The following is a 12,869-nucleotide window of genomic DNA, read 5'->3' as shown; positions in this document are numbered from 1 at the left end:
TCAGTCATAAAACGGACTTTAAAGGGAAATATCGTGCAATCTATCGCACTAGACCGCCAGGATGTTCGCATTCTGGAATTGTTGTTGCAGGACAGCCGTATTGCGCGGCTTGAACTGGCGGAAGCGGTTAACCTTTCGGCATCGCAGTGCTTTCGCCGTCTGAAACGGCTGGAAGAATCGGGGATTATTGAACGCTATTCCGTGGTGTTGAACAGTGCTAAAGCGGGCTTTGATATCAACGCACTGGTGATGGTGCAGTATCGTAAATCTGAACCGGATGCGCGCCGGCAGTTACTCGATTTAATAGCGCAGACGCCGATCATTCATGAGTGCTATTCCATCACCGGCGACAACGATTTTGCCCTCAAGGTCAGTTGCACTACCATGAGCGAATTTAACCGCCTGATTAATGAAACTCTGCAAACCCGTTTTATTTCCGGCATGCACTCTTACATGCTACTGGAGTGCTTTAAGCATCAGGTGGCGTTGCCGCAAACAGTGACAAAATAAAAGCCCCTTGCGGGGCTTCAGCGTGTTGATTAACGAGCTTCTTTTAGTATTTTTTTCGGCTCTTTGCTTTTCATCCACAACATCAGAGCAGCGAGTACCACAAATGGCACGACAGGATCGAGCAGTGTGCCCTGTTTACCGAAGATCAGGTTCAGGATCATCACGATGCTGGCACCAATTGCCCAGGCAATGGTTGAGGATACCGACCAGATTTTCAGTTGATCCGACAGCTCGGTAATCCCCAGCGTACGGCTGATAATGTGGAAGTAGGAGTCATTAAGGTGAGAAAAACCTACCGGACCTACCGCACATGCCAGAGCGACAAAGACCGGATCCAAACCTAATGTTTCCACCAGTGGCAGCGTCATAGTGGCGGCGACCATCATAGAGGCGGTTGCAGACCCCTGGATAAGGCGCAGCATGGATGCAATCGCCAGCGGTACTAACAGGGGCGGAATACCACTGCTGGCAATCGCCTCTGCAACCTGAGGGCCGGCACCAGACGCTTTCAGTACCGCGCCCATCGCGCCGCCACAGCCGGTCACGACCAGAATCAGGCCTGTGGTCGACAAAGCATCGTCCATCGAACCGACCATATCTTTGCGATCGATATTGCGGGTGAGGCCATACAGAGCAAGCAGTACACCAATACCGACCGCAACGACCGGGTTACCCAACAAAGAGATTATGGCATAGAACAGTGAATCATCTTTAGTTACCAGTGTATTTACCAAAATCAGAACGATAGGCAGCAGAATCGGGCCAAATGACAGGAAATTACCTGGCAGATGACGGTCGTCGGTTTCCTGAACTTTTTCCAGGTTCGCCCAGTCGGCCTGGCTGGTAATCCAGTTTTCACCATTCGGGACACGGTAGTATTCTTTGCCTACTTTACGGATGTAGATTAGGGACAACAGCATCATAGGTACTGACACAATCAGGCCCCACAGCATGTACACACCCAGATCCACATTAAGGATACCCGCAACAGCGACCGGGCCCGGAGTTGGCGGGACCATAGCATGGGTGATCAGCAGGCCCAGAGCCAGTGTTACACCAAGGCCAACGGCAGACTTGCCTGTATTGCGCGAAATAGCGCGAACAAGGGAATGAAGAATGATGTAGGCAGAGTCACAGAAAACCGGTATAGCAACCAGCACGCCGGTAAACCCGAGAGCAACGTCCTCACGTCCTTTACCGCACAGTTTCACAAAGGTTTTGGCCATGCGTACCGCCGCGCCGGAGCGTTCAAAACAGGCGCCCATGATCACCCCAAAGGCAATGATCAGACCAATACCACCGAGCACTCCTCCGAAGCCGGATTTGATCGCATTCACCAAATCAGTCGGCGCCATGCCAGCAAATAAGCCCATGATAATACTGGCGATGATCATTGCCAGTGCTACCGGGATACGAGTCTTGATGATCATAACCATCATGGCCAGGATCCCAAGGATAATACCAATTAAAGCAGCGTCCATCTTTCTGTCCTTTTTATAATTTGTCCGTCTTACGGTTGTATAGGGCCCTGCGAATGCCGCCAGGGCAGGCATTCGCAGGGGAGTTGCTCATGAGTTACAGGTAAGGTTTAACCCAATCCAAACCTTGCTCTGTGGTGGTTTTCGGTTTGTACTCACAACCGATCCAGCCGTCGTAGCCGGAGTCGTCGAGCACACCGAACAGGTATGGGTAATTGGTTTCGCCATCACACGGTTCATTGCGGTGTGGCACGGAAGCAATCTGGATATGACCGGTAAACGGTGCCAAATCGCGGATCAAGATGTCTAAGTCCCCGTCCATGATCTGGGCATGGTAGAGATCCAGTTGCAGTTTGACGTTTGCGCGGTCAACCTGCTTGATGAGTTCCACCGCCTCGCGCTGATGGGCAACGAAATAGTTCGGCACATCACGGCTGTTGAGTGGTTCTATCATCAGTTCAATACCATGTTCGGCTAAGATGTCAGCGGCATAGCGGATGTTGGCGATAAAGGTCTCGACATGTTGCTGCCGGCTGTAGGCCGGATCAATGATGCCGGACATGGCATGCACTTTCTTACACCGCAGCGCTTTGGCGTACATAACCGCCGTGGCTACGCTTTGCTTAAATTCCTCTTCGCGGCCAGGCAGGACAGCCAGACCTTTCTCGCCGTTATCCCAGTCACCCGGGGGCATGTTAAACAGCGCTTGTTCGAAACCATATTTAGCCAGTTCATCGGCCAGCACTTGTGGCTCAAACGCATACGGAAACAGAAATTCAACCGCTTTGAAGCCAGCCTGATGCGCTTTGGCAAAACGCTCCAGGAACGGAACTTCGGTAAATAGCATGGTGAGGTTTGCTGCAAATTTAGCCATTATTTGCCTCTCCCTTTCAGGTCTTCCACTTCTGCGTCAGTCAGGTAGCGGATCGGATGTTTATCAAGCAGGAACATCAGACGTGCGGTCTCTTCCAGTTCTTCGGCGTTATCGACCGCATCTTCCAGGTCGGAGCCAGTTACCACCGGTCCGTGGTTGGCGAGCAGAAACGCACGGTAATCGGCGGCGCGTTTAGCCAGTTCCTCGGCGATGCGTGGTTCGCCGGGACGCAGATAAGGGATCACCGGCAGCTGACCGATGCGCATCACGTAGTACGGGGTGAACGGACGAATAGCATTATCTGAATCCAGGTTATCGAGGCACGACAGTGCGGTCAGATAAGTAGAATGCAGGTGCACAATCGCATTGCAGTTCGGATTATTGCGGTAAATTGCCAGGTGAAACGCGACCTCTTTCGATGCGCGTCTGCCGGATATCAGATTGCCTTCAATATCGACCACCGACAGCTCTTCAGCCACCAGACGGCCAAACGATGAGCCGGTTGGTGTCGCAAGAAAATTGCCATCCGGTAGTTTCAGAGACAGGTTTCCCGCCCCGCCGGTTGCGTAGCCGCGTTCAAACATAGAACGCGCAAGACGCACCATTTGTTCTCTCAGTTGTTGTTCGGTCATGAATAAAAATCCTGCGCAGTGGTAAAGAACGGCTCATCGCCAAAATTGCCTGACTTCAGTGCCAGAGACAGTGAGCCATCGATAGATTTCACCCAAGGCACGCCCGGGGCGATTTGCGGCCCGATATGGAAACCTTTGACACCCAGGCTTTGGGTGACGGTGCCGGAGGTTTCTCCGCCCGCGACAATAAAATTGCGTACGCCGAATTCCTGCAGCTGATGAGCCAGACGGCTGAAGAACAGCTCAACCGCTTGGCTGGATACGGCTGAACCATAACGAGACTGAATTTGTTGCAGTTTGTCTGCGTCTGCAGTGGCGTACACCATAGGAGCGCGAGCGTTGTTCAGGTTGGCGGTAACCCACTCAAACACGTGCTGAACGTAATTGTCATCGTTCAGACAAGCCTCGACGTCAACCGCGAGTGATGGGGCTAATGCTTGGTAATGCTTGACCTGCTTGTTGGTCATCAGTGAGCAGGAGCCGGACAGCACGACACTGGATGCGGCCTGTGGCAGGCCTGCCGCTTTGGCATCGCTCTGATCGGCCAGATGCTGCGCCCAGTTGTGAGCAATGCCTGCCGCGAGGCCAGAGCCTCCGGTAATCAGTTTGAGTGATTTGGCTGCCTGACCCAGAGTGGTCAGGTGTGCACTGTTGAAAGCATCCACCACCGCGTAGCGCTTACCGCTTTGCTGCAGCGTTGCGAACTGTTCGACTACCTCCTGCGCGCCTTGCTCGATCACTTGATAGTTGACCAGACCGGTTTCACCTTTGGACTGGCGATTCATCAGGCGAATCACACTGGAATCAGTCATTGGGGTCACCGGATGATGACGCATGCCGGATTCATTGAGTGGTTCGCCCAAGACAAACAGATGACCATTAAATACCGTGCGGCCATTGACCGGCAGAGCAGGGCACACAATGGTGAAAGATTCATTGAGGGCGTCGAGCAGGGCATCGGTCACAGGACCAATGTTGCCTTGCTCGGTGCTGTCGAACGTCGAACAATACTTGAAATAGAACTGCTGGCAGCCCTGATCTTTGAGCCAGTGCAATGCCGCCAGTGACTGGCTGACCGCCTGTTCGGCCGGGCATGAGCGTGATTTAAGGCTGATCACGACTGCGTCAGCATCCACTTGAGTTTGTGCGTCCGGCACGCCATTCAGCTGTACGGTGCGCATACCGTTTTCAACCAGAAAGCCTGCGATATCAGTAGCGCCGGTAAAATCGTCTGCGATGACTCCGAGTAACATCATTATTTCTCCGTGCCAGGTAGGTTGATACCATCAAAGATTTTGATCACGGCACTGTCATCTTGCTGGCCGTAACCTGCGTTGCTGGCCGAAGTAAACATGTTGAGTGCGGTACTGGCCAGCGGTAGAGGAAAGCGCAGATCTTGCGCCGTGTCGGCAACCAGGTTGAGATCTTTGACGAAAATATCGACCATGGATTTTGGTGAGTAGTCGCCGTCGACGACGTGTTTCATGCGGTTCTCAAACATCCAGGAGTTACCGGCGGCATTGGTTACCACGTCGTACATCAGATCGAGTGGAATATTGGCACGTGCGGCCAGTGCCATCGCTTCAGCACCGGCGGCAATGTGCACGCCCGCCAGCAGTTGATGAATGATCTTCACGGTGGCACCCAGGCCTATTTCAGTGCCGATGTTGTAAACTTTGCCCGCGGTGGCTTCCAGTACCGGTGCCAGTTTGGCAAACGCCTGCTCTGAGCCTGACGCCATGATGGTCATGTCACCGGCTTCGGCCTTGACCGCACCGCCGGATACCGGCGCATCCAGCATCAACAGATCATAGGCATTCAGGCCGGCTTCAATCTCTTTTGCATCCTGGGCTGAGATGGTCGCTGATACCATCACCGCAGTTTTCGGTTTCAGGCTGGCCGCCAGGCCGGAATCAAACAGCACCGCTTTGACCTGTTTGGCGTTGATGACCAGCAGCAGTACCGCATCTAATGCCTGAGCGAACGGCTTGGCATCATTGGCGACCGCTTTAGCGCCGTAGTTACCTAACGTTTCCAGTGCGGTCGGGTTGAGGTCGATACCGTATACATCGAGTCCGGCGCGCACACAGGATTTCGCTGCACCCATTCCCATCGAGCCTAAGCCGATAACAGCAACTGATTTAACTGTTTGATTATCCATGTGAATATCTCGCTCTAATCGTGTTAAAGATGTTAATTTGTGTTCTTTGGTGTGATTATATGTGAATTTGTGCGCGTTTTCCTGTGGTGTTACTCACAAAAATTACCATCCAGTAACAATAATGTGAAAAATAGCCCCTGAATCACAGTGATATGAGCAGAGTAGAGCATGTTTTGAGGGACTGTTTCACAATAGTTAACACAACTTCACAGATGTCAGCTTGGCTGATAAGATGGGGTTATCATTACTTGTCACGTAAGCCACTATGATTCCAGCAGAACGCCACAAAACCATTTTGTCCCTCCTTTCACAGCAAGAAGTCATCAGCATCAATGAGCTGGTTGAGCAGTTGGCTGTATCACACATGACGATTCGGCGTGATATCGCCAAGCTGGAAAAGCAGGGCAAGGTGCTGTCTGTGTCGGGAGGAGTGCAACTGAGTAGTGTGTTACATCACGAACCTTCCCATGATGCTAAGGCGACCCAGCACGCCGATGAAAAAGCCCAGATTGGCCAGATAGCCAGTCGGCTGGTGCCACGCAATGCGACCGTCTATTTAGATGCCGGTACCACGACGCTGGAGATCGCACATCATTTAGCGGCGCGGGATGATCTGCTGTTCATCACCAACGATTTTGTGATTGCAGCTTATTTAATGCATAACAGCGACAGCGATCTGTATCACACTGGCGGACGAATCGACCGCGAGAACCAATCCTGTGTGGGAAGCAAAGTGGCGGATTTTCTGGCCGGTATGAATGTGGATGTGTCGTTTGTCTCGACTTCTTCCTGGAACCTGCGCGGTATTTCCACTCCGAGTGAGCCGAAAGTGATTGTGAAAAAATCCGTGGCGGCTGCGGGGCAAAAAGTGATTCTGGTGTCTGACTCTTCTAAATATGGCAAAGTAGCCACGTTCCATGCACTCGATATTCAAACTTTCGATGCCATTATTACCGATAGCGCATTCCCGGACAGTGTTCGTCAAGATCTCGAAGAGAAAGGCATTCAGGTTCTGATGACTACGGGGGACGACGTGCCTCAGATCCGTTCTGCGTGAGAAGCAACCGATGACAAGCCACTTGAGGCCAGTGAGCGGATAAACAGTGTTGCGGTAAATCGTTTAAGTTATGCACAACTTGCGGTTTTTCGCTGATATATAACGCATGCAGTATAATTTTCATTATTCATCTTCCTCTCTGCACGATAAAGTATAAGGACTGGCGGCATACTGGTTGTCGCTTTATTGTCTCAGCGTCAAAGGAGAGGGATTTGAAATACGATGTCGTGGTAGTCGGGGCCGGTTCGATGGGAATGGCAGCAGGTTATTTCCTGGCCAGACAAGGTAAAAAAGTACTGCTGATGGATGCGTTTGATCCGCCTCACCATCATGCCAGTCACCATGGTGAAACCCGCATCATTCGTTACGCTTACGGCGAAGGCAAAGAATATGTTCCGCTGGCATTGCGGGCAAAGGCGTTATGGGAAGAACTGGAACTGCACAGTGGCCAATCGCTGTTCCTGCAGACCGGTGTGCTCAATATGGGCGAAGAGAGCTCGCGCTTCATTCAGACTCTGATTGCCAGCGCTGAAAAATACCAACTGCCGCTGGAAATTCTCAATGCCGAACAAGTGCATGCGCGTTTTCCGGGCATTACGTTACCAGAAAACTACATCGGCTGTTTTGAATCGACATCGGGTGTGTTGCGCTGCGAAGATTGCATCGCCGCCTATCGCGATCTCGCTCTGGCGCACGGTGCAGAGCTGCTGACTTATCATCCGCTGCAGGATATTAAAGCCGATGACCAAGGCGTAACCTTATACAGCGAAGATAAAATCATTCGCGCCGATAAAGTGATTATTTCAGCCGGGGCCTGGGCGACCAAACTGATGTCCAAGCTTGATTTTGCCCTGCCGATGCAACCCAACCGCAAAACGTTTGCCTGGTTTGAAGCCGATGAAGAGATTTACGGACAAACTGTATTTCCTGCTTTCTCGTTCGATTCCCCACAAGGGATCTACTACGGCTTTCCGAGCATTGACGGCGCGGGGCTGAAGATGGGGCGTCATGACGGTGGTGAACGTCAGGATCCGGATCAGGAGATTGCCGAGTATGATACGTTGACTGACAGTGTGGATTTGGAACGATTTTTAGCGACTGTAATGCCGCAAACGCAGGGTCTGATGTATGGCAAAACTTGTATGTACAGCATGACGGCCGATGAACACTTCATTATTGATACCCACCCGCAACATGACAATGTGATTATTGCGGCTGGTTTCTCTGGTCACGGTTTCAAGTTTGCCAGCGTGATTGGTGAGATTTTGAGTGACTTGGCTGCCAAAGGGGCAACCGAGCACGATATCTCGCTGTTTTCATTGCAGCGTTTTCGCTGAGGCTGAATGACATACGACAGCGCAGGAATTGTGTAGAAAGGAAGCGAGCGCTTCCTTTTTTCATCTCTGACTGTGTGTTATCCGGCGACTTTTATATCGTGCTGCCAGCTCTGGGCGAGAAAATCGATAAACTGACGCACCAGCGGAGTCTGATAACTGCGTGACAGATACACTGCCCATAAGCCGCTGCTCGGGGAATGAAACTCAGGCAGCACCCGCATCAGTTCGCCGCTTTCCAGATAGGGGTTAGCCAAATCACAGGGTAACCAGACAATGCCGTTGTGGCTGAGTGCGGCGCGGCGCAAAATCGCCATATCGTTGGCACTGATCGTTCCGCTCACTTTGACGGAAAAATGTTGGTTATCCCTGACAAAATCCCATTCATGCCCGGTGAGATGGACGAAGCAGTTATGCCGCGCCAGATCGCTCGGCTCAACAATTGGATTATGGCTTGCGAGATATTGCGGACTGGCACAGACCACGGTATCAACGATGATTAAGCGGCGGGCAATCAGGCTGGCATCCGGTTGCTGGGTAAAGCGCAGCGCAACATCGATCCGGTCATCGACCAGTTGTGACAGGCGATCTGAGGCCAGAATATCAATCCTTACCTGAGGGTGCAGTTCGGTAAATGCCTGCACGGTTTCGAGCAGCAGGTGCTGGGCGAGACCTATCGGCGCTGAGATGCGGATGCTGCCGTTCAGTGACTGCGCCTGTTCCAGCGCGCGAATCTCCAGTTCTGCTGTCTGGTCGAGGATCTGTTCACAGTGTCTCAATGCTTCTTCACCAGCAGCGGTCAGGCTGACCTTACGTGTGGTGCGATGTAAAAGGCGTTGTTGCAGCCAGTCTTCCACTTCCTGTACATGGCGTGAGACCTGTAAACGGCTCAAATTCAGATTATCGGCGGCTTTGGTGAAACTGTTGGTATTGGCCACTTCAACAAAGCTGCGCATCGCGGTCAGTCGATCCATAGTGGTGCCTGATTAGTAACTTAGATAGATACAATCTACATCATTTATGCGTATTTATCACCAGATCTCGAGCGACTATACTGGTTTGCGTTGATTAAATCTAATTCGATTCCATTGAGGAGTATCAAGATGAAAGTAGCAGTATTCGGTGCAACAGGTTGGATTGGCAGCCACATCGTTGAAGAAGTGAAAGCACATGGTCATGACGTGGTCGCCATTGCCCGTGACCCGTCTAAAGTGACCGCTGAAGGCGTCGAAGTATGCCAATTTGATTTGAGCGGTGATGCGAAACTGGCTTCGGTGCTGGAAGGCGTGGATGCGGTGATTGCTTCTATCGGCGGCCGAGCGGCGGGTAACCACGAAATCGTTGCCAACACAGCCAAGAACATGCTTGAGCAACTGCCTGCAGCCGGTATTGAGCGTCTGCTTTGGGTTGGCGGCGCCGGTTCACTGGAAGTGGCACCAGGTGTACAACTGTTCACCGTACCTGACTTCCCGGCTGAATATAAGCCTGAATCTCTGGCTCAGGGTGACGCTTTGCAAGTATTCAAAAACAGCGACAGTGCCGTGCAATGGACGTTCATCTGTCCGGCTGCAGAGATCTTCCCTGGCGATAAACAAGGCGCTTACCGCGTGACTGTCGATCAGTTTATGACGGACGCAGAAGGCAATAGCCGCATTTCTGTTGCAGATTACGCGGCGGCGCTGGTGGATGAACTCGACAGTGGCGACCATCCTCGTCAGCGGATTGGTTTTGCTTACTAGGATTGGTGTTGCTTAATAATTGGTTAGCAAGTCACGTCGATCGTAAGCTACGTCGAACGCAAAGAGTTCGTCACCACAGGTTCGTCCGCCTGTTTGGTAACCCGATTTGCCAACCGGGTGAGACGCAGCCAGCCGCAAGGCTGGCTTTTTCGTATCTGCTCAACTTGAGTTGCAATCAAAGAAGTAAGTGCTTACTTTTTGTCCGCGCCTTAAAATCTGGCGTCGTGTGTCAGATAGGGCTGCCATCACGTTTGCCATAAACGGAAGATAGAGCAGGGGGCGATAATTCCACTGGTGGTGTGAGAGAGTAATAAAGTCTCATACTAAAATGGCAGCGTTCACAGTCGATACGCTACCATTCCTAAATCGAAATTGCCCCATTTCAAGTTTGTGAAAACAAATCTTATTAGCCTTTCTTGTACAGTTATCAATAGGCTTTCTAATGGAAAGTTGTGAGGTATGTAGAAATAACAAATTTTGTCGATTCGTCCCACTTTATGCCATTGTGATGTTGATGATAGTCTATTTAAAACATGTATTTATGGTAATGGCAGTTCGCATTCTATGTCTTCGGCCAACAAACCAAAGCAAGCTAGTTGACAAAGGAATATGTTAAATGAAAGATTTAGTCCTTAATGGATTTGTGAAAAGTTTCGCAGAATCTGCTGGTATACCAAGTGGAAATAGTTCTGATGCATTTGAAGCATTTTCATCGTCAGTTATCCTAAAAAAATATCATGCTTGTGAAATTTCAAATATTGAGGAGTTCAAAACAGGTGGTGGAATAGATGGTGGTATTGATGGAATCGCTATTCTTGTAAATGGCCGCCCAGTGAGAAGTGAGGAAGACTTAGACTTTTTCCATAGTCGTTTAAGACGTTTGAATTTTGAATTTGTATTTATTCAAGCAAAGACTTCTGCCGCATTTGATGCAGGTGGAATTGGAACATTCCTCTATGGTGTATCTCAATTTTTTGCCGATGAACCAGAGATACGATTTAATGATGATATTGAAATAATAAGAAGTCTTAAAAACAAAGTATATGATTTAAGTATCCATATGGATGAAAATCCAAGATGCTACGCATATTATTCAACTGCGGGTGTTTGGAATAACGATCCTGAACCATCAGCGCGATTATCTTATGGTGTAGGAGATCTTGAAAAATCGAATCTTTTTTCCCATGTTTCAGCCCAACCTATCGATGCAAAAATACTTAAAGAGATATATAGAGAATTAGAGCGTGGAGTGACTAGAGAAGTAAGACTAGATAAGACCGCCACATTTCCATCAATAGGTGGAGTAGATGAGGCATATCTCGGATTGCTTAGCGGTCATGAGTATATAAATTTAATATCAACCGACGATGGTAGTTTGAATCGAACTTTATTTTACGATAACGTAAGGGATTTTCAAGGGAATAACCCTGTAAATAGAGATATTGCTACAACGCTTGGTGGGGGAAATATTAGTAGGTTTCCACTGCTTAACAACGGGGTTACAATCGTAGCAAGAAACATAGTACGCACTGGAGACAATTTTAGGATCTCCGACTTTCAGATTGTAAACGGTTGTCAAACAACACATGTTCTCTTCGAACATAAAGAGTCAATAACTTCAGAAACATTTATCCCAATAAAGCTGGTTGCAACAAATGATAGTGAAATAATAACTGAAGTTATTAAAGCAACCAACTGGCAAACAGCAGTTATGCCCGAAGCTTTAGAGTCATTATCACCATTTCATAAAGATATTGAGGATTTTTATAATTCTCATGAATCTTCGAGACCAAGAGAGGATAGGGTCTATTATGAAAGAAGATCAAAGCAGTATTATTTTGACCCTATACCAGCGAATAATATAGTCTCGCTAACAACTCAAACTAAAGCATTTGTCGCGATGTTTTTAAATGAACCACATAGTCACCCTCGTTACTATGGAGAGCTTCTCAAAGCATATGAGAGTAAACTTTTTGTGGCTGACCACAAGCCAGCACCATATTTTGCCTCAGGTTTAGCCTTTGTTTTAGTTCATAGAATGATGAATCAAAATATAATTCCTAGGGATATGAGAAAGTACACTTACCATATACTTATGTTATTAAGAATTCACCTCGTAGGAGATTCTTTCCCAAAAATGAATAGCCATAAGATCTCAAGCTATTGCGAAGATTTAATCGAAAAAATAAGAGATGAAAAGCAACTAACAAAAGCTTGTGAGAAAATTGTTAACGATCTTAGAGATAGCTTGAAAATTTCGGGAGCGTCTGTGGATGGAAATACCCCTGACCGACTTAAATCTTTCACTGAAGTTTTACTTAAGAGACCCAACAATAGCGCTGGAAATCACGTAGAGAAAGAACCTGAACTAATTGTTGGTAATGTAGAGAAAGGTAAACTACGTTGGTTTGATGATGTCAAAGGATATGGTTTTATTGATCGGGACGTTGGTGGAGATATATTTGTCCATGCTACAGGTCTTTTAGAAGTACCTTGGAGCAAGAGAATAAAAGGAACACCTGTGGAATATTCAGTTTTAGATGGAAGAAAAGGTATGCAAGCATCAGAAGTTCGCCTTCAGGTTGAATAGGAGGCGTTCTCATTTTTTCTGTACGCTTAAAATGGTTTCAGGTGACGTCTTGGGCGCACCTGAGACGAGTGGTAGGTATAATTAAATCTGAGTGAGCTACATGTATTTATAGGCGTAGAAATATTTGAAGGGATGTTTTTTGATAGTTTGCGTCCGTTACTTCTTGTTGAAGCACGACACAAACAATAGAAACACTGTAGTAGCAATAGGTGGCTTATAGCGTTGCCGTCTCGTCATTCAAAGGGCTATAGATTATCGACGACTACTTGCTTTAGTCTACTCTTTTCCCAAGCCTAGCTAATCCGAACTACGCAGCTTAGTGCTTAGACTCTAAATCGTTTATGTCCACCAATATTTCAGATCTTTCTGAGGCCTGTGTGTGATCACCAAGCGATTCTGTCGTACCTTAATTACCAAGCGACTTTGTCATTACAATAACTACCGAGGGAAATTGACGGGACTCATTAGCGTACCTTTTAAAGTAATCAAATAAA

11 protein-coding genes are annotated in these 12,869 nt (G+C 48.7%); 5 read left to right on the top strand and 6 right to left on the bottom strand.

Annotated features, from left to right (window positions below):
* Nucleotides 1-33 precede the first annotated feature (33 nt).
* On the top strand, nt 34-510 hold the full coding sequence (locus E6C74_RS05065) for an Lrp/AsnC family transcriptional regulator (RefSeq protein ID WP_136483615.1): 477 nt from the start codon (nt 34-36) through the stop codon (nt 508-510).
* Between the two features lie 29 nt (nt 511-539).
* Here the strand turns inward: E6C74_RS05065 and E6C74_RS05060 are convergent, their stop codons facing one another.
* The 5 genes from E6C74_RS05060 to ltnD form a co-directional block, all read right to left on the bottom strand.
* Nucleotides 540-1,991 (bottom strand): SLC13 family permease, encoded by a 1,452-nt coding sequence (locus E6C74_RS05060; RefSeq protein WP_136483614.1) that lies wholly within the window; start codon nt 1,989-1,991, stop codon nt 540-542.
* Nucleotides 1,992-2,085: 94 nt separating this feature from the next.
* Nucleotides 2,086-2,862 carry a 2-oxo-tetronate isomerase gene (gene otnI / locus E6C74_RS05055; RefSeq protein WP_136483613.1) on the bottom strand — a complete coding sequence of 259 codons (777 nt, stop codon included), beginning with the start codon at nt 2,860-2,862 and terminating at the stop codon, nt 2,086-2,088.
* Entirely contained in the window at nt 2,862-3,494 is a 633-nt protein-coding gene (locus E6C74_RS05050; RefSeq protein ID WP_136483612.1) for an aldolase, read from the bottom strand. Before E6C74_RS05050 ends, otnI begins: the two co-directional genes overlap by 1 nt.
* Nucleotides 3,491-4,747 carry a 3-oxo-tetronate kinase gene (gene otnK / locus E6C74_RS05045; RefSeq protein ID WP_136483986.1) on the bottom strand — a complete coding sequence of 419 codons (1,257 nt, stop codon included), beginning with the start codon at nt 4,745-4,747 and terminating at the stop codon, nt 3,491-3,493. Before otnK ends, E6C74_RS05050 begins: the two co-directional genes overlap by 4 nt.
* 2 nt (nt 4,748-4,749) lie before the next feature.
* Nucleotides 4,750-5,655 carry an L-threonate dehydrogenase gene (gene ltnD / locus E6C74_RS05040; RefSeq protein WP_136483611.1) on the bottom strand — a complete coding sequence of 302 codons (906 nt, stop codon included), beginning with the start codon at nt 5,653-5,655 and terminating at the stop codon, nt 4,750-4,752.
* 265 nt (nt 5,656-5,920) lie between these two features.
* Between ltnD and E6C74_RS05035 the strand changes: the two genes are divergently transcribed.
* Together E6C74_RS05035 and solA are read left to right on the top strand one after the other, a co-directional pair.
* Nucleotides 5,921-6,712 carry a DeoR/GlpR family DNA-binding transcription regulator gene (locus E6C74_RS05035; RefSeq protein ID WP_136483610.1) on the top strand — a complete coding sequence of 264 codons (792 nt, stop codon included), beginning with the start codon at nt 5,921-5,923 and terminating at the stop codon, nt 6,710-6,712.
* 212 nt (nt 6,713-6,924) lie between these two features.
* On the top strand, nt 6,925-8,049 hold the full coding sequence (gene solA / locus E6C74_RS05030; protein WP_136483609.1) for an N-methyl-L-tryptophan oxidase: 1,125 nt from the start codon (nt 6,925-6,927) through the stop codon (nt 8,047-8,049).
* Between the two features lie 77 nt (nt 8,050-8,126).
* Here solA and E6C74_RS05025 read toward each other — a convergent pair whose 3' ends face one another.
* Nucleotides 8,127-9,020 (bottom strand): LysR family transcriptional regulator, encoded by an 894-nt coding sequence (locus E6C74_RS05025; protein ID WP_136483608.1) that lies wholly within the window; start codon nt 9,018-9,020, stop codon nt 8,127-8,129.
* Nucleotides 9,021-9,149: 129 nt separating this feature from the next.
* On the opposite strand from E6C74_RS05025, the gene E6C74_RS05020 reads away from it, so the two are divergent.
* Together E6C74_RS05020 and E6C74_RS05015 are read left to right on the top strand one after the other, a co-directional pair.
* Nucleotides 9,150-9,785, top strand: coding sequence for an NAD(P)-dependent oxidoreductase (locus E6C74_RS05020; RefSeq protein WP_136483607.1), 636 nt, complete (start codon nt 9,150-9,152; stop codon nt 9,783-9,785).
* Between the two features lie 616 nt (nt 9,786-10,401).
* The gene (locus tag E6C74_RS05015; protein WP_136483606.1) at nt 10,402-12,375 is read left to right on the top strand and encodes an AIPR family protein; all 1,974 of its coding nucleotides are present in this window, start codon (nt 10,402-10,404) and stop codon (nt 12,373-12,375) included.
* Nucleotides 12,376-12,869: the final 494 nt, after the last annotated feature.

The organism is Vibrio sp. H11 (assembly GCF_004804295.1).
In the GTDB taxonomy this organism is placed as follows: domain Bacteria; phylum Pseudomonadota; class Gammaproteobacteria; order Enterobacterales; family Vibrionaceae; genus Vibrio; species Vibrio ostreae.
Note: the sequence above shows the minus strand (reverse complement) of the source record. Positions and strands in the feature narration are given on the sequence as shown.

Coding starts and splice junctions, on each gene's coding strand:
- E6C74_RS05050 (WP_136483612.1), bottom strand. CDS start 3,494: ATGACCGAACAACAACTGAGAGAACAAATGGTGCGTCTTGCGCGTTCT.
- E6C74_RS05025 (WP_136483608.1), bottom strand. CDS start 9,020: ATGGATCGACTGACCGCGATGCGCAGCTTTGTTGAAGTGGCCAATACC.
- E6C74_RS05060 (WP_136483614.1), bottom strand. CDS start 1,991: ATGGACGCTGCTTTAATTGGTATTATCCTTGGGATCCTGGCCATGATG.
- E6C74_RS05035 (WP_136483610.1), top strand. CDS start 5,921: ATGATTCCAGCAGAACGCCACAAAACCATTTTGTCCCTCCTTTCACAG.
- otnK (WP_136483986.1), bottom strand. CDS start 4,747: ATGTTACTCGGAGTCATCGCAGACGATTTTACCGGCGCTACTGATATC.
- otnI (WP_136483613.1), bottom strand. CDS start 2,862: ATGGCTAAATTTGCAGCAAACCTCACCATGCTATTTACCGAAGTTCCG.
- E6C74_RS05015 (WP_136483606.1), top strand. CDS start 10,402: ATGAAAGATTTAGTCCTTAATGGATTTGTGAAAAGTTTCGCAGAATCT.
- E6C74_RS05020 (WP_136483607.1), top strand. CDS start 9,150: ATGAAAGTAGCAGTATTCGGTGCAACAGGTTGGATTGGCAGCCACATC.
- ltnD (WP_136483611.1), bottom strand. CDS start 5,655: ATGGATAATCAAACAGTTAAATCAGTTGCTGTTATCGGCTTAGGCTCG.